General features: G+C 41.9%; 20 protein-coding genes. All 20 read right to left on the bottom strand.

Annotated features, from left to right (window positions below; all coding sequences use genetic code 11):
* Positions 1–9: 9 nt before the first annotated feature.
* Positions 10–291 (bottom strand): DUF503 domain-containing protein, encoded by a 282-nt coding sequence (locus A361_RS09930; protein WP_009330702.1) that lies wholly within the window; start codon positions 289–291, stop codon positions 10–12.
* The gene (gene infB / locus A361_RS09925) at positions 291–2528 is read right to left on the bottom strand and encodes a translation initiation factor IF-2 (RefSeq protein WP_009330703.1); all 2238 of its coding nucleotides are present in this window, start codon (positions 2526–2528) and stop codon (positions 291–293) included. Before infB ends, A361_RS09930 begins: the two co-directional genes overlap by 1 nt.
* A 19-nt stretch (positions 2529–2547) precedes the next feature.
* Positions 2548–2850, bottom strand: coding sequence for a YlxQ family RNA-binding protein (locus A361_RS09920; protein ID WP_009330704.1), 303 nt, complete (start codon positions 2848–2850; stop codon positions 2548–2550).
* Positions 2847–3131, bottom strand: coding sequence for an RNase P modulator RnpM (gene rnpM, locus A361_RS09915; RefSeq protein ID WP_009330705.1), 285 nt, complete (start codon positions 3129–3131; stop codon positions 2847–2849). The genes A361_RS09920 and rnpM overlap by 4 nt, the downstream gene beginning before the upstream one ends.
* Before the next feature lie 17 nt (positions 3132–3148).
* Positions 3149–4306, bottom strand: coding sequence for a transcription termination factor NusA (nusA, locus tag A361_RS09910; protein WP_019381780.1), 1158 nt, complete (start codon positions 4304–4306; stop codon positions 3149–3151).
* A gap of 259 nt (positions 4307–4565) precedes the next feature.
* Positions 4566–5033, bottom strand: coding sequence for a ribosome maturation factor RimP (gene rimP / locus A361_RS09905; RefSeq protein WP_009330707.1), 468 nt, complete (start codon positions 5031–5033; stop codon positions 4566–4568).
* A 412-nt stretch (positions 5034–5445) separates the two neighbouring features.
* Positions 5446–9756, bottom strand: coding sequence for a PolC-type DNA polymerase III (locus A361_RS09900; protein ID WP_019381779.1), 4311 nt, complete (start codon positions 9754–9756; stop codon positions 5446–5448).
* A gap of 440 nt (positions 9757–10196) precedes the next feature.
* Positions 10197–11900: a proline--tRNA ligase gene (locus A361_RS09895; RefSeq protein WP_019381778.1), complete on the bottom strand. Its 1704-nt coding sequence runs from the start codon at positions 11898–11900 to the stop codon at positions 10197–10199.
* A 139-nt stretch (positions 11901–12039) separates the two neighbouring features.
* Complete coding sequence (rseP, locus tag A361_RS09890; protein WP_019381777.1) at positions 12040–13302, bottom strand: RIP metalloprotease RseP; 1263 nt, start codon at positions 13300–13302, stop codon at positions 12040–12042.
* 81 nt (positions 13303–13383) lie between these two features.
* A complete protein-coding gene (locus A361_RS09885; protein ID WP_009330711.1) occupies positions 13384–14526 on the bottom strand; it encodes a 1-deoxy-D-xylulose-5-phosphate reductoisomerase in 1143 nt (380 codons plus the stop codon).
* Between the two features lie 132 nt (positions 14527–14658).
* The gene (locus A361_RS09880) at positions 14659–15453 is read right to left on the bottom strand and encodes a phosphatidate cytidylyltransferase (protein WP_009330712.1); all 795 of its coding nucleotides are present in this window, start codon (positions 15451–15453) and stop codon (positions 14659–14661) included.
* Positions 15454–15470: 17 nt separating this feature from the next.
* A complete protein-coding gene (locus A361_RS09875; RefSeq protein ID WP_009330713.1) occupies positions 15471–16250 on the bottom strand; it encodes an isoprenyl transferase in 780 nt (259 codons plus the stop codon).
* A 350-nt stretch (positions 16251–16600) separates the two neighbouring features.
* Positions 16601–17158: a ribosome recycling factor gene (frr, locus tag A361_RS09870; protein ID WP_009330715.1), complete on the bottom strand. Its 558-nt coding sequence runs from the start codon at positions 17156–17158 to the stop codon at positions 16601–16603.
* Entirely contained in the window at positions 17158–17883 is a 726-nt protein-coding gene (gene pyrH / locus A361_RS09865) for a UMP kinase (RefSeq protein ID WP_009330717.1), read from the bottom strand. Before pyrH ends, frr begins: the two co-directional genes overlap by 1 nt.
* 119 nt (positions 17884–18002) lie before the next feature.
* Positions 18003–18884 carry a translation elongation factor Ts gene (tsf, locus tag A361_RS09860; protein ID WP_009330719.1) on the bottom strand — a complete coding sequence of 294 codons (882 nt, stop codon included), beginning with the start codon at positions 18882–18884 and terminating at the stop codon, positions 18003–18005.
* A 190-nt stretch (positions 18885–19074) separates the two neighbouring features.
* Positions 19075–19776, bottom strand: coding sequence for a 30S ribosomal protein S2 (gene rpsB, locus A361_RS09855; protein WP_009330721.1), 702 nt, complete (start codon positions 19774–19776; stop codon positions 19075–19077).
* 147 nt (positions 19777–19923) lie between these two features.
* On the bottom strand, positions 19924–20523 hold the full coding sequence (locus tag A361_RS09850) for a DUF6115 domain-containing protein (protein ID WP_009330724.1): 600 nt from the start codon (positions 20521–20523) through the stop codon (positions 19924–19926).
* 9 nt (positions 20524–20532) lie between these two features.
* Positions 20533–20844, bottom strand: a complete 312-nt coding sequence (locus A361_RS09845) for a hypothetical protein (RefSeq protein WP_019381776.1) — start codon at positions 20842–20844, stop codon at positions 20533–20535.
* Positions 20845–20900: 56 nt separating this feature from the next.
* Entirely contained in the window at positions 20901–21260 is a 360-nt protein-coding gene (locus tag A361_RS09840) for a hypothetical protein (RefSeq protein WP_236888016.1), read from the bottom strand.
* Positions 21261–21411: 151 nt separating this feature from the next.
* Positions 21412–21606, bottom strand: coding sequence for a hypothetical protein (locus A361_RS29865; RefSeq protein ID WP_009330730.1), 195 nt, complete (start codon positions 21604–21606; stop codon positions 21412–21414).

The raw sequence follows: 21606 nt of genomic DNA, 5'->3' as shown, positions 1-21606 counted from the left end.
CACCTCTTCTTAAAGCCACTCTAAATCTGTAATTGTCCGTTCTATTTCCGGGAACGAATCAATCATCTTAAGCGCATTTTGCAGCTCGTGTTCCGTTGAAACCTGGGTGGACGAAACGGCCACAATGGCAATTTTTGTCCGCTGCCATAGGTCCTGATAGTCCACCTCAGATACAGATACATTGTATCTTTGCTTCAGCCGGGTGAGAATCCGCTGCAAAACAGCCCGTTTCTCTTTCAAAGAATGTGTGTCATAAATGATACATTCACAGGCTGCAAGCCCAATTATCATTAACGTTCCACTTCTTCCATAATATATGCTTCGATAACGTCGCCTTCTTTAACGTCATTGAAGTTTTTGATGGTAATACCGCATTCATAGCCTTGAGCTACTTCTTTAGCGTCATCTTTGAATCGCTTAAGAGCATCAACTTCCCCTTCAAAAATAACAACTCCATCGCGGATTAAGCGGACACCGCTGTCACGAGTGATTTTTCCGTCTGTGACATACGAACCTGCAATGGTACCGATTTTTGAAACTTTGAATGTCTGGCGTACTTCGGCCTGGCCGATGATTTTTTCTTCGAACTCAGGGTCAAGCATACCCTGCATCGCCAGTTCAATTTCCTCAATTACTTTGTAGATGATGCGGTGCAGACGGATATCCACATCTTCAGCTTCTGCTGCACGTTTTGCATTATTGTCAGGACGTACATTAAATCCGATGACAATAGCATTGAAAGCTGCAGCTAAAGTGATGTCAGACTCATTAATGGCACCGACACCTGTATGAAGGATACGAACATTAACACCCTCTACATCTATTTTATGAAGCGCAGCAGTTAATGCTTCCGCTGAACCTTGAACATCCGCTTTAACAACGATGTTTAAGTCTTTCATTTCCCCTTGTTTCATATGTTCAAACAAGTTATCAAGACTTACGCGTGTTTTTTCGTTTCTTTGGGCCTGCAATGCCTGCTGGGCACGAGCTTCACCAATCTGGCGGGCTGTCTTTTCATCATCAAGTACAGCAAAGCGGTCACCAGCTTGAGGAACATCGTTAAGACCTGTAATTTCAACAGGTGTTGAAGGTCCGGCAGTTTTCACCCGGCGGCCAAGATCATTAACCATTGCACGGACACGTCCAAATGTGTTGCCGACAACGATTGGATCTCCTACTTTCAATGTACCGTTTTGCACAAGCAGAGTCGCAACTGAACCGCGTCCTTTGTCAAGCTGTGCTTCGATAACTGTACCAACGGCATTGCGGTCAGGATTAGCCTTGTATTCTTCCACTTCACCTACAAGAAGAATCATTTCAAGCAGTTCATCAATTCCATCGCCTTTTATAGCAGAGATTGGAACAAAAATTGTGTCTCCGCCCCATGCCTCAGGAACTAGGTTATGTTCAGTCAGTTCCTGCATGACACGGTCAGGATTTGCTGCTTCCTTATCCATTTTGTTAACAGCCACAATGATTGGCACTTCTGCTGCTTTTGCATGGTTGATTGCTTCAACCGTTTGCGGCATAACACCATCATCTGCTGCAACAACGAGAATTGTAATATCGGTAATTTTCGCACCGCGGGCACGCATAGTCGTAAACGCTGCGTGTCCAGGAGTATCAAGGAAGGTTATCTTTTTGCCGTTCTCTTCAACTTGATAAGCTCCGATATGCTGTGTGATCCCGCCAGCTTCTCCCGCTGTTACTTTCGTGTTGCGGATGGAGTCTAGCAATGTTGTTTTACCATGGTCAACGTGTCCCATGATGGTTACAACAGATGGACGTTCCACTAGTTCGGCATTTTCATCTTCTGTGAAGTATACTTCAAGATCGGTTGTATCGACCAGCACCTCTTCTTCTACTTCTACACCATATTCACCTGCAATCAGCTCAATGGCATCTTTGTCAAGATCCTGGTTAATGGTTGCCATAACACCCAGCATGAATAACTTTTTAATGATTTCAGAAGGTTCGCGGTGAAGCTTCTTTGCCAGTTCCGCTACAGTCAGTGATTCGCTGAAAGTAATTTTTGAAGGAAGCTCCTTCACTTTTTTAGGAGCTGGGGCCACAAAAGTCTGCTGCTGTTTGCCTTTGTTGTTTTTATTCTTATTGTTGTTTCTGTTATTGTTTCGGTTGTTGTTATTGTTGCTTCTATTGTTGTTATTATTGTTTCTATTGTTGTTGTTATTGCCCCGGTTATTGCTGGACTGGCTGCCCTGCCCCTGGTTTCTGTTTTCACCTGGTTTATTCTGGGGCTTGCCTTTAACAGCTGTTGAACTGGCAGCACTATTATTTGAAGCTGGTTTTTGATTCCCTTGCGGTTTTTGCTGGTTTTGAGGTTTGCTCTGTTTTTGAGACTGGCTGTCATTCTTGATAAAGATGCCGTCAAGTTTCTGGACTGCAGCCGGCTCAATCGTAGTCATATGATTGGAAACCTCAATATTCATGTCTTTTAATTTTGTAATAACATCCTTGCTTGAAATGTTATGTTTTTTCGCATATTCATATACGCGCATTTTACTCATACTTTCACCCCCGCTAGTATTAATCGAGCAACGTTAACAGCTTTTTTGCAAATCCGGCATCTAACACTGCCACAACAACGCGGGCTTCCTTCCCTATAGCCTTACCAAGCATTTCCCGGTTTTGAATCAGCTTATAAGGAACCCCGAATGATTTACATTTATCTGTAACTTTCTTTGCCGTATTTGCGGATGCATCTGCAGACAGCAAAACAAGCTTTGCTTTGCCATTTCTGATCTCTTTAACAGCAAGCTCTTCTCCCGAAGTAATTTTCCGTGCCCGATTGGCTAAGCCAAGCAATGACATCCATTGATTTGAGTTCATTTGGATTGCCGTTTCTCCTTCTCTATTAACTCCAAGAGTTCTTCATAGATAGCATCATCTATGGAAACTTCTAAATGATTGGCTAAGATATTCTTTTTCTTTGCTAATAAAACTGCTTCCTTTTCTTTGGAAAGATAAGCCCCGCGCCCTGATTTTTTTCCGGTCGGGTCTACAGATACTTCCCCTTCTTTGGAGCGAACGATGCGAACGAGTTCTTTTTTCGGCCTCATTTCACCGGTAGCGACACATTTTCGCAAAGGAACTTTTTTACGATTGTTCACGATCATTCACCTCTTCCCTATTCTTTTCCCTCTAAAAGATTATCCTGAAAATCGAAGTCTGCATCATTTTCGTAGTCTTCGTTTTCGTAACCATCATTATCAAAGTTCAACAGTGTTTCATCCCGCGGATAAATTCCGGCTTCACGGGCATCTGTTTCTGATTTGATATCAATTTTCCAGCCTGTAAGCTTGGCTGCAAGTCTTGCATTCTGGCCGCGCTTTCCGATTGCCAGGGATAGCTGATAATCCGGGACTACAACTGTTGTTGCTTTGTCATCTTCATTTACGATTACGTCAAGCACCTTTGAAGGACTAAGTGCATTTGCAACGAAAACTACCGGATCTGAAGACCACTTTACAATATCAATTTTTTCGCCCTTAAGCTCATTTACTACCGCCTGTACACGTGTTCCCTTAGGGCCTACACATGAACCTACCGGATCTACTTCTTCATTGTCTGAATGTACGGAGATCTTAGAACGGTCCCCTGCTTCACGCGCAACAGATTTGATTTCAACAGTTCCATCATAAATTTCTGGAACTTCAATTTCAAATAATCTCTTCAGCAGACCAGGATGCGTTCTGCTAACAAAGATTTGTGGTCCTTTTGTTGTCTTTTCTACTTTTGTAATAAAGACTTTAATGCGGTCATGGGGCTGATAACGCTCATTTGGCATTTGTTCGTTCGCCGGAAGGATTGCTTCAATCTTTCCAAGGCTCACATAGATGAACTTAGGATCTGTACGCTGAACAATTCCCGTCATGATATCTTCTTCACGGTCAATAAATTCAGAATAAATGATGCCTCTCTCCGCTTCACGGACACGCTGTGTAACAACCTGTTTGGCCGTTTGGGCAGCAATGCGCCCAAAGTCCTTAGGAGTTACTTCCATTTCGACGACATCTTCCACCTGGTAGTTCGGGTTGATCTTTTGAGCATCTTCAACTGAAATTTCAAGACGCGGATCAAATACTTCATCCACTACCTCTTTGCGTGCAAAGACTCTCATCGTTCCGTTTCCTAGGTTTAAATCAATGCGCACATTCTGTGCCTGGTTAAAGTTTCTGCGGTAGGCTGACACCAATGCAGCTTCAATTGCTTCGATAATCACATCGCGAGAAATGCCTTTTTCTTTCTCAAGCAATGTCAGAGCATCCAAAAGTTCACTGCTCATGAGATTTATATCCCCCTTTATTTCTCTTATAAAAATGATCAACTCTAAAGTAGCAATTTGCTTTAATTAATAAGACAAGTAAGTATTGGTTTTTGAACGTCAATAACTGTCTAGCTCAAGCTGCCTCCCCCCTCGAGGTGAGGCCCCAGGATGAGGGTCATGCAGACGTTGCCACAGGACACGGCGCTCTTAGTCTGCGTTCCTTCGTGGGCAAGACGCTTACGCTTTTCTTAATAAGCAAGCCCGCAATCAGCCGTCATTAGAAAACAACGGCTAAACGGGCATTCGCTACCTTCTCATAAGGAATTTCGATCCTTTTCTTCCTTGTTTTGATTGTCACTTCAACCGTAACGGTCTCCCCGTCAAATTGGGTTAATACACCTTCGAACGTCTTTTCTCCATCAATCGGCTCGTATGTTTTTATGAAAACATTCTTGCCAACTGCCTTAACAAAATCACTGTCTTTCTTTAGAGGGCGTTCAGCTCCCGGCGATGAAACTTCCAAGAAATAGTTGTAAGGAATCGGATCTTCAGCATCAAGCTTTTCACTAAGCCTTTCACTGACCGTTCCGCATTCCTCGATATCAACACCAGTTTCTTTATCAATAAATACGCGAAGGAACCAGTCTTTCCCTTCTTTTACATATTCAATGTCGACTAATTCTAAATTAAGTTCATCCACAATAGGGGTGACCAGTTGTTCCACCGTTTCAGTCACTTTGCTCATTCATTTCCCTCCTTTTTACTGGATTCTTAGCTCTTGTTTTACAAAAGTTTTATTTTGATATACAGGAAGACTTTTTCGGATATATTGTTGTTTTTCATCTATCTATATTGTCCTTTGATTTTCGCTCCAGGCTGCTCAGCGAACCGCGTGGCGGGCGGTGAGCCTCTCCCGCATAAGTCTTCGCACCTTCCGCTACAATCAACTCAGCAAATAATATACAAAAAGCAACAAAACTTACGAAAACAATCTTCAGGAAAAAACCGTACACAACACGAAAGAGTGGGTTGCCCCACTCTTCCTTTTGCGAGAGTTATTCTTAGTATTTCCAATAAAACTATACCATAACCAATTTTTTTATGCAAATGGAATAGCTGTCAGCAGAAGGGGGCGGACCATTTGCCTGCCCTCTTTTTTAGAATAGTGAAAGCTGATTTTGTTCAGGAAGAGATTCAAGGCAGCCGTGATTATCCAGATACTCGATAATCGTCTTGGACACTTTTCCGCGCTGCTGCAAATCTTCTTTGGATAGGAATTCTCCTTCTTCCCTTGCTTTAACAATATTGAATGCTGCGTTTGTACCCAATCCTGGAATGGAATTAAACGGCGGTATCAAAGAATTTCCATCAATGATAAACTCATTTGCGCTAGAGCGGTATAAGTCCACCTTTTGGAAGTTAAAGCCCCTTTCGTTCATTTCCAAAGCCAGCTCCATTACAGTTAATAGATTTTTTTCTTTCGTAGAAGCATCAAGTCCCTTTGCATTGATTTCTTCGATGCGGGAACGTATCGCCTGGGATCCTTTAACCATGGCATCAACGTCAAAGTCCTCTGCACGAACAGTGAAGTATGCTGCATAGTAAAGAAGCGGATGGTGCACTTTAAAATATGCAATCCGGACTGCCATTAATACGTAGGCTGCCGCATGGGCTTTAGGGAACATGTATTTAATCTTTTTACAGGAATCAATATACCATTCCGGCACTTCATTCTTTCTCATTTCAGCTTCCATTTCATCGCTCAGGCCTTTACCCTTACGAACCGATTCCATAATTTTAAAAGCAAAAGCAGGCTCAAGCCCCTGATAGATTAAATAAACCATAATATCATCGCGGCACCCGATTACTTCACTTAAGTTACAAATATTATTATGGATCAATTCCTGGGCATTCCCGAGCCAAACATCTGTACCATGAGAAAGACCCGAAATCTGGACAAGTTCTGAGAAAGTGGTCGGCTTTGTATCTTCAAGCATCTGGCGGACAAATCGTGTACCAAATTCCGGTATGCCTAGTGTTCCAGTTTTACACATGATTTGCTCTTCTGTCACACCAAGTGATTCCGGCCCGCTAAAAATTTTCATTACTTCAGGATCATCTGTCGGAATCGTTTTTGGATCAATACCGCTAAGATCCTGAAGCATCCTTATGACGGTTGGGTCGTCGTGCCCCAGTATATCGAGTTTTAATAGATTATCGTGAATTGAATGGAAGTCAAAATGAGTCGTTTTCCATTCAGATGTCCGGTCGTCAGCAGGGAACTGAATAGGCGAAAAATCATAAATATCCATGTAATCCGGCACAACAATAATACCGCCAGGGTGCTGTCCAGTTGTCCGCTTTACTCCTGTGCAGCCGGAAGCAAGCCTGTCAATTTCGGCACCCCTGATTTGAAGATTATTATCCTGCTGGTATGCTTTGACATAACCATAAGCTGTTTTGTCTGCCACAGTACCGATTGTTCCTGCACGGTATACATATTCCTCCCCGAATAGCACCTTTGTATAGTTATGTGCCCTCGGCTGGTATTCCCCCGAAAAGTTCAAGTCAATATCGGGAACCTTATCTCCCTTGAAACCAAGGAACGTTTCGAACGGGATATCATGTCCATCTTTTTTATATTTTGCTCCACAGTTCGGGCAGTCTTTATCAGGCAGGTCAAAACCGGAGCCAACTGACCCGTCATTGAAAAACTCGGATGTCTTGCATTCCGGGCAAACGTAATGGGGAGGCAGCGGATTTACTTCAGTTATTTCGGTCATCGTCGCAACAAAAGAGGAGCCGACTGATCCACGGGAACCAACAAGATAGCCATCATCCAGTGATCTTTTTACAAGCTTATGTGAGATCAGATAGATAACCGCGAACCCATGCCCGATAATACTCTTAAGTTCTTTTTCAAGGCGGGCTTCAACGATCTCAGGTAGCGGATCACCATAGATTTTCCTAGCCATTCCGTAACTCATGCTGCGCATTTCTTCATCTGCGCCTTCAATTTTTGGTGTATACAAATCATCTTTAATCGGCTTAATTTCTTCAATCATATCCGCTATTCTGTTCGTATTCTCTACCACAATTTCCTTCGCTTTGTCTTTGCCAAGGAATGAAAAAGCATCAAGCATTTCATTAGTAGTCCTGAAGTGAACATCCGGGAGCTGATGGCGATTCAAAGGATTTGCTCCTCCCTGTGAATTAACAAGGATTTTCCGATAGATTTTATCATTTGGATTCAAGTAGTGTACATTGCCTGTCGCGACAACCGGCAGATCAAGCTTTTCTCCCAGCTTTACAATATTGCCGATAATCTCTTCCAGCGCTTTTTCATCTCTTACAAGTTCAAGCTCCAAAAGGTGTGCATAGACAGCTTTCGGGTGCACTTCAAGATAATCGTAGAATTGCGCTGTATCTTCCACTTCATCTGGAGATTTCTGCATCATGCCTTCAAAAACTTCGCCTTTGTCACATCCCGATCCAACCAGAATTCCTGCACGATGTTTTTGCAGGACTGACCTCGGAATGCGGGGCACTCTGTAAAAATATTCAAGATGCGAGATGGATACGAGTTTAAAGATATTTTTCAAGCCTTCTTCTGTCTGAGCAAGCAGGGTGCAGTGCGCTGGTCTTGCACGCTGATAGGCATTTCCCTGACCCATATTATCATTGAATTGATCATGATATTCGATCCCTTTTTCATCTGCATGCTTAAGCATCTTAAGAAGCAGATAACCTGTGGCTTCCGCGTCATATATAGCACGGTGATGCTGGGTGAGTTCAACGTCGAACTTTTTGGCAAGCGTGTTCAGACGATGATTTTTCATGTCCGGATATAGAAAGCGTGCAAGTTCAAGAGTATCTATTACAGGATTAGACGCTTTGCCTATGCCCATTTTTTTATAGCCTACATTTAGGAAGCCCATGTCGAAGGATGCATTATGAGCTACTAAAACAGCATCTCCTGCCCATTCATGGAACTTCTTCAGTACCTCTTCCACTTCCGGTGCATTCTCCACCAGATCATCGGTGATTCCAGTCAGATTGATCGTTGTTGCCGACAAAGGGTGATGAGGGTTTGCAAAGGATTCAAACCGATCAATGATTTCACCATCATGAATCTTAACCGCGGCAAGCTCAATGATCGTATCATATACAGCTGATAAGCCTGTTGTCTCAACGTCAAATACAACATACGTATCTTCAGTAAGCTTGCGATGCGCATCATTATAGGCAATCGGCACACCATCATCCACAAGGTTCGCTTCAATTCCGTATAAGATCTTTATATCATTCTTTTTCCCGGCACCATAGGCTTCAGGGAATGATTGAGCAACAGCATGATCAGTAATGGCAATAGCTTTGTGTCCCCACTTTTTCGCCTGTGAAACAAGTGCACTGACAGATGAAACTGCATCCATTTGGCTCATCGGTGTATGAAGATGAAGTTCAACCCTTTTTTCTTCAGCAGGTGATGTATCCTGTCTTTGAATAGGTTTAATTTCATTGATATCGTTCCCGATCATTACCAGGTCACGTACAAATGTATCGTTTTGTATGCTGCCTCGGACCTTTAGCCACATACCTTTTTGCACATGCTGAAATAAAGCAGCATCCTCTTTGTCCCGCGAGAACATTTTTACAAGAATGGAGCTGGTATAATCAGTAATTTTGAAAGTTAAGAGTGTCCGGCCGCTGCGGAGTTCTCTCGTTTCAGCAGCAAACACATAGCCTTCAACGGCTACTCTGCGCTCTTCATCAACTATATCAATCAATTTGCGGTAATCTGCATCATCCTTAATGGTAAGACCGATTGTAAGCGGCCCCTGAGGTGCTGAAGGATCTGCTGATTCAGCTTCTGCTTCTTTCTTCTGCATCTCGATTGCTGCCTGGAGACCGCGCTCCTGATCTTCTTTGCGTTTGGCCTCCATGAATTTTTCATATTCTTCATTGGATCCTTCAGAAGATACTTCTGTATCAACTGTTAAGGCCGGAAAGCCAAAAACTTGAAAAACATCTGAAATAGTGCCGGCATACTTTTTCTTGATAGACAATCCTTCCAATTCATTTCGGACCTTAATGATAAGTTTGTTGCCCTGAACAGAAGGAACCTGTTCATTCAGAAGCTTTATGAGCGGGGGCGCCATGCCATCCATTTCTTTGATGCAGTTGTGCCAGTATTCAAGAACAAGCTGTTCAGTAAAATCCTGATTTTTCACAGATATGCTGTAGGAAATTTCTGCAATATGGGAAAATGTCTTTTCCAGCTGATCTGTGAAGCGGCTATATACACTGCAAGGCACAATCTTTGGAAAAGCAAAATAAAAATGCCATTTCCGTGACTGTCTTTCGACTATGACCCTTTCGATCTGGGCATCATGAAAGTGCTGCACAAAGGCATCTTCAGTTAGCTGCATCTGCTGGAGCAAGAGCTGAAATCTAGAAGGTTCGCTCATCTTTCTCTCTCCCATCTAATAAACTTGGTTTCTATGTTTTACACTTTTGTTATAATCCTTGTTTTAATTCAATATTCTGCCCGTTGATTTCATCACGTGGCACTTGTTTCCCGCGGGGAGGAACAGGGCTCCTCGGCTCCGCCTGTGGGGTCTCCCACTCCCTCTCCTGCCGCAGGACTTTGAATAATCATCCTGACTTAGCACCGCACGAAGAAAATGCGAAAGCATTTTCGAGGATCAAGTACCCTCCACTCCAATCAACTCAGCATTAGAAATATTGTTATAATGTTAGAAAACTGAAAATAAATAAGCACCGCCATATTTAGAAATGGACAGACGGACTTAATTATAACATATCGAATCAGATAGTGAATGAAAAAACGGATTCCATTTTGGAACCCGTTTTTTCGTCTAAATCAAAATGAACACTGCCCATATTTTTATATTGCAGACATCATTTCAGCAATTTTATCTGCAAGCTGATCTTTGTGAATTTCCTGCATTTCACCTGTTTTTCTAACTTTCACTTCGACGATGCCTTCAGAAGCTTTTTTGCCCACAGTTATGCGGATTGGCAAACCGATAAGGTCGGAATCTGCAAATTTGACACCGGGACGTTCCTGGCGGTCATCCATTAATACTTCATAGCGATCACGCTTTAGCATTGTATATAATTCCTCAGCAACTGCAGACTGAGTTTCGTCCTTCATGTTAATAGGGATGAGATGCAAGTCGAATGGAGCCAGGGAGCGCGGCCAGATAAAGCCGTTCTCATCGCTGAACTGTTCGGCAACTGCAGCCATAGTACGGGAAACTCCGATGCCATAGCAGCCCATAATCATTGGCTGTGTTCTCCCATTTTCATCTAAAAAAGTCGCTTCCATTGCCTCACTATAGCGGGTGCCCAGCTTAAAGATATGTCCAACTTCAATTCCTTTGGCAAATTGAATCGTTCCTTGTCCATCTGGTGAAGGGTCGCCCTCTTGAATGAAACGGAGATCTGCATATCGGGTTACATAGAAATCACGATCTGGATTAGCATTGACATAATGAATTCCTTCTTCATTTGCGCCACATACACCATTCACAATGGCTTCCACTGCATGATCTGCAATGATCTCAATATCCTTCACTCCAATAGGTCCCAAAGAACCAACAGCACAGCCAAGAATTTGCTTAGTCTCTTCGGCATCAGCTAGCTCAACGGCAGCGGCTTCAAGCAGATTTTTAAGCTTGATGTCATTTACTTCATGGTCACCGCGGACAAGAACAAGAACATATTTTTCATCAGCTTTAAAAAGAAGCGTCTTTATGCACTGCTCTTTAGCCACGTTTAGGAAAGTTGAAACTTCTTCAATTGTTTTTTTGTTTTCTGTTGCTGCCTTTTCCAGTTCCTGAGGCTCCTCATTGCTCTTTGAGTATTGTGCAAGAACCGGAGCCATTTCAATATTGGCAGCGTATTCGGAAGTATCTGAGTATGCGATAGTATCTTCTCCAACTTCTGAAAGAACCATAAACTCATGTGTGTCTTTACCGCCCATTGCACCCGAGTCAGCAATGACAGCTCTGAAATTCAGGCCGCAGCGTCTGAACACATTAGAATAAGCTGTAAAAAGTTTATCATACATTTCATCAAGGCTTTCTTGATTTGAGTGAAAGGAATAGGCATCCTTCATGATAAACTCACGCCCGCGAAGAAGCCCAAAGCGAGGACGCTTCTCATCACGGAACTTTGTCTGAATCTGATAAAGAGCCAATGGTAATTTCTTATATGATTTTACTGCATCACGAACCAGGCTGGTAATCACTTCTTCATGAGTGGCACCCAAAGCGAACTCTCGCTCATGGCGATCCTTCATTCTCATCAGTTCAGGTCCGTATGTATACCAGCGCCCGGATTCCTGCCATAGTTCAGCCTGCTGAAGGGCTGGCATCAGAAGCTCGACAGCCCCTGCATTATCCATTTCTTCTCTGATAATAGCTTCAACCTTTTGCAGAACTTTTTTCGCTAAAGGCATATAGCTATAAATTCCGCTTGCGTTCTGGCGGATAAAACCAGCCCTCAGCAATAATTGGTGGCTTCTGGTTTCCGCATCTGCAGGCACTTCTTTTAATGTAGGAATAAGCGTCATGCTCTGTTTCATTTATTTGCACCTCAATTAAAAATATGTAATGAATCTGCTTCCTCAACAAAAGAAGGGTCTCCCGGTCTTCAGAAAAAGCTAATAGCTTCCTAAAGACCAGAGCCCTCATCCTTCTTCTGCATGCAGCTCTGCTAAGTTTTTACAGGAAAAATCTCTGAATATCATTCCAAGTGACCACGAGCATTAATAGCATTAAAAGGGCAAACCCAATAAAGTGGACCATTCCCTCTTTATGGCGGTCAATTGGCTTCCCTCTTACAGCTTCAACAGCAAAGAACATTAATCTTCCGCCATCGAGAGCCGGAATTGGAAGCAGGTTCATAATTCCCAGATTTATGCTTAGGATACCTGCCCATTTCATTAAGTAATAGATACCTGATTTGGCTACTGTATCTGTTGAAACATAGATACCTACCGGGCCTGATAATGCATCAATTGAGAACTGTCCAGTGACAAGCTTGCCTAGCATGACAAAAATCTCTTTAGTCCAGAAATAGGTTTCCTTAGCTCCATAGGTAATGGCCTTTAAAGGTGATTTCTCCATTGGACTATATACTCCAATGATTCCAATCTTTTCGCCTTCAACATCCTGAACCTTCGGAGTAACCGGTATTGTATGTTCCTGGCCGTTTCTTTCCACCAAAAACTCCAATTCTTCACTTGGGTTTTGTCTAATGATTTCTACTACATCTGACCAGCTTGAAATTTCTGCTCCATCGACACTTTGAACCAAATCGCCTTCCTTAAGCCCAGCTTCATAAGCTGCACCATCAGGGGTCAGCTTGCCTAGTGCAGGTTCATTAGTCGGAATACCCTGCAATAAGGCTATTAGTACAAAAACAATAAAAGCCAGAACAAAATTCATCATCGGGCCTGCGAAAATCGCCATTGTTCTCTGGCCCAATGTCTTTGATGCAAATTGACGGTCATACGGGGCAATGAGCGTCTCTGTTCCATCCTCAACCAGCACAGCTGAACGGCTGATTTTAAAAACTTGGATTGACTCTTCCTCTTCACCCTCAACATACCCTTTTATTTCAAGGGCATGCTCAATGTCAGCATCTTCAACTTCAACTATTCTTGCATCTGGATATTTATCCTTATTGTTTAAAATAATTTTGCTTACTTCCTCGTTATCATCAAGGATCAGGCCGATGCGGTAGCCAGGTTTAATTTCCACCATCTCGGGATCTTCACCGGCCATGCGCACAAACCCGCCTATTGGCAATAGACGAATCGTATAAACTGTTTCATCTTTTTTAAAGGAAAACACTTTAGGGCCGAATCCAATAGCGAATTCGCGGCAGAGAATTCCTGCTCTTTTTGCAAAAATTAAGTGTCCCAGTTCATGGAAAAATACCAGTGCCCCGAAAATAACAATAAAGGCTATTACTGTACTCAAGTTTTAACCACCTTTTTTTAGAGGTTGTTCAAATGTGCTGGTGAGTGTTAATAAATTTATTGCAGCCATTTGAACGCAAGCTTATAGAAGCGAGTTAACATATTTCCTCGTTTCCAAATCTGTTGCCTGGATCTCATCAAGACTTGGATTTGAGATAATATTATGGCTGGCCAGTGCTCTTTCGATGAAATCTTCTATTTGCAGGAAGGTAATCTTTCCATCTAAGAATGCAGCAACAGCAGCTTCATTTGCAGCATTTAATACAGCTGGCATTGATCCGCCAGCTTTTCCGGCTTCATAGGCAAACTTCAGGCAGCGAAAGCGCTCAAAGTCCATTTCTGCAAAATGGAGCTTGCCAATTTCAGCAAGATTCAGCCGGTTTGCTGTTCGGAGCGGGAGCCTGTCAGGATAAGTTAAAGCATACTGAATCGGTACTCTCATATCCGGGGTGCCAAGCTGTGCGATTACACTGCTGTCATGAAATTCAACCATGGAATGGATAATACTTTCTTTATGAAGAAGGACGTCAATTTTACTGTAATCCATGGAGAAAAGCCAATGTGCTTCAATTACTTCAAGTCCCTTATTCATCATGGTAGCAGAATCGATGGTGATTTTTGCTCCCATTGACCAATTCGGATGATTAAGTGCCTCTTCAACTGTCACATTTTCTAATTCCTTGCGTGAGCGGTCTCTGAAGCTTCCTCCAGAAGCTGTCAAAATGAGCCTTTCAATATTTTTCTCTTTTTCCCCCTGAAGGGATTGAAAAATAGCCGAATGTTCACTGTCTACAGGAAGAAGCATAACACCGTTTCGCTTTGCTGCTTCCATGACCAGATGGCCGGCAGTCACAAGGGTTTCCTTATTTGCGATGGCGATTGTCTTTTTTTCCTCAATCGCCTGCAATGTGGAATCAAGTCCTACGCTGCCTAAAACTGCATTAACCAGTATTTCAGATTTTGGATAAACAGCTACTTCTATCAAACCTTCATGTCCATATGTAAATGTTATGCCGGGAAACTCAGCTTTAAGAATATCTGCAGAACTTTTTTCTGATAGTGAGACAAGTTCCGGCTGAAAGTCAGAGATAATTTTCCGGGCAAGGTCTATATTTCTGCCTGCAGACATGGCTGCTAGCTTAAATTCTTCTGGGTGTTCCTTAATGATATCAAGGGTCTGTGTCCCAATCGACCCTGTTGCACCCATTAAACTGATATGTTTCATAGTCTCCTCCTAAAAGAAAAGCGGAAGCGCCTTGCCCACCTCCGAATATTGGTTTGACACCATTAGGGGGCAGGCGCTGGAGCTAGACAGTTATCTATTAATCAAATGCGGACTGCTCCCTGGCCACCAGCTTTAGAGCAAGTGAAAAAAGTGCAGCAATGGCAGGACGAATAATAAGCTGTCAAAGCGGTCCAGAATTCCGCCATGGCCAGGCAGAATATTTCCTGAGTCTTTTACATTATAATGACGCTTTAATGCTGATTCCACTAAATCCCCTATTTGCCCGAACACTGACAAGATTGCTGTAATCACTAATAATCCCAGCATGGACTCATCAATATCTGTGAAGATAATAAATAATACCGCAACGGCAAGAGCACAGACCACACCACCAAGTGACCCTTCCACAGTCTTATTCGGGCTGATTTCAGGCCAAAGCTTCTTCTTTCCCATTGCTTTTCCTATAAAGTAGGCACCTGAATCTGTTGCCCAAATAAGAAATAATGCAAAAAAGAGATATGTCAAACCCTGATCTGCGAAGCGGGTCTCAATAAAATAGAAAAACCCAATGCCAACATATAAAGTAGACATAATCGAAAAAGCCACATCATCAAAAGTAAATTTATTTTTTGTTGCAACAGTATACGTTAGGAAAAGAAGCACCCCAAAAAGAGCTACCTCAATTTTTGTATAATTCAAATCATCCAGGATTGACTGAAATTCTTTAGGCAATAGGAAAACCCACAATAATAGTAAAGAAATAATGCCTGGAATCGAGAATAAACTTAAATTTCTCATTTTCAATAGTTCATATAGTGCAATGGATGCCAGCAAGTATGCCAGGATGATTATTGGCATGCCTCCAAAGATAATGACTGGCAGGAGGACTGCACCGAATATAATTGCTGTGATAATACGCTGCTTCATTCAATTTTTCAACACCTTTATTGTACTCCCCCAAAACGCCTTTGGCGGCTTTGGAATACTTCGATTGCTTCGAGCATTTGCTCTTCATTGAAATCCGGCCACAATACATCTGTAAACCAGAATTCCGTATACGCAAGCTGCCAAAGCATAAAATTGCTTAATCTGATTTCACCGCTTGTACGAATCAGCAGATCAGGATCCTGCAGTCCGCCCGTCATGAGGTAGGATGAGAATTTTTCTTCATTCAATTCATTTTCATCCATTATACCACTTTTGCAATCATTTAAGACATGCTTGACGGCTTCGAGTATTTCGGCTCTGCTTCCATAATTAAGTGCAAAGTTCAACACTAGGCCTGTGTTATTTTTTGTCTCTTCCATCGCTTTGGAAACTGCATTTCGGGTATGGGCAGGCAGGTGGTCAAAATAACCAATCATTCTTACTTGCACATTCTCTTCTACCAGCTCTGGCAGGAAAGTTCCCAGAAATTCCTCAGGCAGTTTCATAAGAAAGTCCACTTCCATTTTAGGCCTTTTCCAATTTTCAGTAGAGAATGCATATAGAGTTAAGGTCTTTACTCCAATATCGCTTGCAAATCTGGTAATTTTTCGGACAACTTTCATTCCCTCATGATGGCCGGCAACTCTTGGAAGAGCTCTTTTCTTCGCCCATCTTCCATTTCCATCCATAATGATGGCAACATGCTCAGGGATTTGCAATTCTTTTATTTTTTCAACTCTCTCTCGGAGATCGGAAGAACTGTTTTGGGACTTCCATAACTTCATTTTATCAAACATAAGTCTGCTCCTTTAAAATAGGTTAATCCTCCGATAAAAGATAAGTGAAACTTCAATCAGCAGGGGCTTGATCCCGGATGATTGATAGCTGATATTCATTCATAGTATCTTTTAGAGATTATTCTAATGGTAAATTATGATATTGCCTCTTTCCGCATGATAATATCATACCAAAAATAAAAAAATATATCTCTATAAAAGAGTATGTTACCAGAAACTAAATTCAGGATAGGAATACTGGCTTCTATACATATTCCAGCGAAGTCAGCATGCAAATACACAAACTGATTATGTAGCTCCCAAAGAGTAAAAGAACCCCCTATTGATAGAGGGTTCTCAGTATAGAGTCATTAGACTGCAAGAATTTCTTTTTCTTTTTCTTTTGTTAATTCGTCAATCTTACTGATGTGATCATCAGTAAGTTTTTGAATGTCATCAGAAAAACCGCGAAGATCATCTTCTGTGATATCTCCATTTTTTTCAAGCTTTTTAAGGTCATCATTGGCATCGCGGCGAACATTGCGGATAGCAACTTTTGCGTCTTCCGATTCTTTTTTGACAACCTTCACGAGGTCTTTGCGGCGTTCCTCAGTAAGCTGAGGAATAGCCAGTCTGATAACACTGCCGTCATTAGACGGATTTAAGCCGATATCAGATTTAAGGATGGCTTTTTCAATTTCTCCAAGAATGGATTTGTCATAAGGAGTAATGACTAAAAGGCGCGCTTCTGGAGCAGATACCCCGGCTAGCTGATTTACAGGAGTCGGTGCACCATAGTAATCAACAGTAATGCGATCAAGCAATGAAGCATTTGCTTTACCTGCTCGGATGCTCGCAAGCTCCCTTGTATAAGCTGAAATTGCTTTAGTCATTCTTTCTTTTGCATCTGCAATAACTTGTTTTGGCATTATTTTTTCCCCCTAACGATTGTTCCGATTGTTTCACCCATTACGGCGCGGTTAATATTGCCTTTTTCCATAATTGAGAACACAATTAATGGAATGTTGTTATCCATGCATAAAGATGAAGCTGTAGAATCCATAACAGCCAATCCTTCTTTCAAAACATCAAGATAGGAAAGCTCATCATATTTTTTAGCATTTTTATCAATGCGAGGGTCAGCTGAATAGACGCCATCCACATTGTTTTTCGCCATTAGAATTACTTCTGCTTCAATTTCTGCAGCTCGCAATGCTGCTGTTGTATCAGTAGAGAAGTAAGGATTTCCGGTTCCTGCAGCAAAGATCACAACCCGCTTTTTCTCAAGATGGCGGATGGCTCTTCTGCGGATGTACGGCTCAGCGACCTGCCTCATCTCGATTGAGGTTTGAACTCTCGTCTCCACTCCGAGATTCTCGAGGCTATCCTGCAGCGCCAATGAGTTCATGACAGTAGCAAGCATTCCCATATAGTCGGCATTTGCCCTGTCCATACCCATTTCTTCTCCAATCTTTCCGCGCCAGATGTTTCCTCCGCCGACAACAACGGCAACCTCAACACCTAATGCAGCCAGATCCTTAACCTGTGCAGCAATTGATTTAATCACTGAAGGATTAATTCCAAATCCTTGCTCCCCTGCTAAAGCTTCTCCACTTAATTTCAAGACCACGCGTTTGTATTTAGGGCTGCTCATAAGAACCTCCATATGTAGTATAAAAACTCACCATTGCTTTTTAATTTTATCTCATTCTTGAAAAACAGGGAACACAAAGTGTTCCCTGAATCATAGCTGAATTAATTAATATTAAAAAATTACTTCTTAACTTGGTTCATTACTTCTTCAGCGAAGTTGTCTTCACGCTTTTCAATACCTTCTCCAACTTCGTAGCGAACGAACTCACGGATTTTTCCGCCTTTAGATTCAACGAATTTCCCTACTTTTTGATCAGGGTTTTTAACAAAAGCCTGGTCATTTACGCAAACATCTTCGAAATATTTGCCAAGGCGTCCTTCTACCATCTTAGCAACGATGTTCTCAGGCTTGCCTTCGTTAAGAGCTTGCTGAGTCAATACTTGACGCTCGCGCTCTACTTCGTCCTGTGATACTTCATCACGAGATACATATTTTGGGTTTAGGGCAGCAATATGCATTGCAACATCTTTCGCTGCATCCTCGTCAGTTGTTCCTTCAAGAACTGTTAGCACACCAATGCGTCCGCCCATGTGAAGGTACGCACCGAAAGCATCGCTGTCAGTTTTTGTTTTGATTTCGAAGCGGCGAAGAGAAAGCTTTTCTCCGATTTTAGCAATCGCACTGTTGATGTGAGATTCTAATGTTGCACCGTTAGCCATTGTCTGGCCAGCTGCTTCTTCAACAGAAGCAGGCTTTACAGAAAGCAAATGCTCTGCGATTTCTTTAACAAGAGTTTGGAACCCTTCGTTTTTGGCAACGAAATCTGTTTCAGAGTTTACTTCAAGGATAACAGCTTCGTTTCCGTCTACTTTAACAGAAGTAAGACCTTCTGCAGCAATACGGTCACCTTTCTTAGCAGCTTTAGCGATTCCTTTTTCACGAAGGAAGTCGATTGCTTTTTCCATATCACCTTCAGTTTCCTGAAGTGCTTTTTTGCAGTCCATCATGCCTGCGCCTGTTTTTTCACGAAGTTCTTTAACCATTTGAGCAGTAATTGCCATTATGAGATCCTCCTTAATGAGTTATGTAATAATATCTTTACCATTTATAGCTGTATGGAAAACTAAACTTTGCCTTTTCTTTAAAAAAAGGTGATAAAGGGTGCTCCCTCTTATCACCTTCTTTTAAATCAAGAAAAAAGCACCTTAGAGCAGTTCAGCTCCAGCGCTCCAAGGCGCCTCCGCTTTTCTATTAAGCAGTTGTAACTTCTTCACCTTGTTTAGCTTCAAGGATAGCATCTGCCATTTTGCCTGTTAACAATTTAACAGCGCGGATAGCATCATCGTTTGCAGGAATGACAACATCAATTTCATCCGGATCACAGTTAGTGTCAACGATACCAACGATAGGGATGTTTAATTTATGTGCTTCTGCAACAGCGATGCGCTCTTTGCGTGGGTCAATGATGAATAGAGCATCCGGAAGGCTCTTCATATCTTTGATTCCGCCTAAGAACTTCTCTAAGCGCTCTTGCTCTTTCTTCAATTGAACAACTTCTTTTTTAGGAAGAACTTCGAAAGTTCCGTCTTCAGACATTCTTTCGATATCCTTTAAACGCGCAATACGCTTTTGAATTGTTTCAAAGTTTGTTAAAGTTCCACCCAACCAGCGCTGGTTCACATAGAACATACCAGAACGGATTGCTTCTTCTTTAACAGAATCTTGAGCTTGTTTCTTAGTTCCTACGAAAAGGATTGTGCCGCCGTTACCAGCAAGCTCCTTAACGAAGTTATAAGCTTCTTCTACCTTCTTAACAGTCTTTTGAAGGTCGATGATGTAGATGCCGTTACGCTCAGTGAAGATATATTTCTTCATCTTAGGGTTCCAGCGGCGAGTCTGGTGTCCGAAGTGTACACCAGCTTCAAGCAATTGCTTCATTGAAATTACTGACATTTGTGTTTCCTCCTAATGGTTTTTAGTTCCTCCGCCCATATCATTTTCAGCCGGCAACTGCATTTGAACAGCACCATCCGGCTAAATCCATAAGCGTGTGTATTAACACCATTTGTTAATATAGCATAAGTGTTTTTCACAATCAAGCTATTCTTGCTGATTTTGACGAAATTTAAGCATTAACTCGATTTCTGTCTTCCCTTTTCCTAATTTCTTTGCAATATCTTCCACATTCAGTCCCTGTTTTTTCATCATAAGCACTTGATCTTCCATTGATGAAGGAATCTCTTCTTTAACCCGCTGACTGTTATCTGACTGCATTACAGATTCAGGTACCTTTAAAGATGCTAAACCTTCTGATTCATTCGATTCTTCCTCCGCAGCCCTCAAGTTCTTTTTGTAGGCTTTAGATGCCTGATATACGGATGCTCTGGCTAATCGCAATGATTTCTCAGCAGCTTTAGCTATATTTTCATCACTTTTTCTTTCGGGATTTACCCTGATGCTTTTTTCTTTTACAAATGATTGGTTTTTAGCATTTATCTGCGAAAATTTGTTAATAAAGTCATCGTTTTCTTCCTTCATTTGAATTAGGTAAGAAGATATGACTTCTTCCATTTCAACAAGCATTTTTTCCTGTTTTTTCTCTGTTTCCATTAATTTGTTCTGACGCAGAAACAGCAAAATAATGGCTAATAACGCTACAATATTCAGCAGCAGGCTAATAGCTAATAGAAAAGCTGTCATGATATCCCTCTATCCGCTGTAGTCAATAACCTTCCCTTTGTATGGATGGTTCTGTATGTCATTGCTGTCTTTTTTCTGATTATCTTTCCGTTCATGTCCCCCGGCATCATTTTGGCTTTCGCTGTCATCATTGCCAAGATTGACATTTTGTTTTTGCTCATGTTTGATCACGGTCTTCCGCTGCTTCTCAGCATTTTCCCGTATACTCTCGGCAGCAAACCCGCTTATTGTCTGTCCCCTCTGCTGAAGCTGTTCCTGGATTTTACCTGCGTCAAACGTTCTCGGCAGTGCTATCTGCATTTCTATTGATTTTAAACTCATCCCGGATCACTTCCTTAATAAAGGATCGTTTCTCCCTGTTTCTAAAGGATTACTTCTTATTTCTCCCTTTGAAAAATGGAACTTTGAAGATTTGAACTGTCTGGCGAATCACTTTTGAATATTTTCCAAAATGCATAGAAGTGTTTGGATAGACCTTCCCATAAATAACAATCGAAGCTTTCATTTTTCATCTTTATCTTTTTCCAGTTCGGTAGCTCTTCATTTATTTTGGTCAATTTAACCTGCAAATGAGCTTTGGTTGCCCTTTGTTTGAGAATAATGATTCTATGTTCTTCCGACAGCTTTCCTGTAAGCCTTGCCATTTCTGTCAGTCTTCCATCAATACTATCCAGCTTTTTGATTGCTTCCTGCAGTTTGGCTGATTCGTTTAGGAGAGCTTTATCGGCCTTATCCAAATCGGTGTCCATCCCTGTAAAAAGCTCCGTTTTAGTAAATAGGTGATTGCCCAGCTTTTAATTTTAACAGATATGCATCACTGCCGTTTTCTGCAGGAATTCCTTTTGATAATAGAATGGGGTATTCCACTGAGAAAGGATTTCTGCAGATTCACTGGATTACTTCTTCGCTCATACCAAATGTGATTTTTTCGTCAGCAAGCAGTTTGTACAAATCTTCAGGGTGGACGGCTCTATCAAGTTTAATATCTGACGGCTGAATCAATGCAGCTAAACGTTGAGCATCAACTAAAATTTGAAATTGGCTTTTCATGCTGATTCCTTCCTTTGCAGAAAGAAATGACAC

Source organism: Cytobacillus oceanisediminis 2691 (genome assembly GCF_000294775.2).
In the GTDB taxonomy this organism is placed as follows: Bacteria; Bacillota; Bacilli; order Bacillales; family Cytobacillaceae; genus Cytobacillus; species Cytobacillus pseudoceanisediminis.
This window is presented reverse-complemented; position numbering and strand designations above follow the sequence as displayed.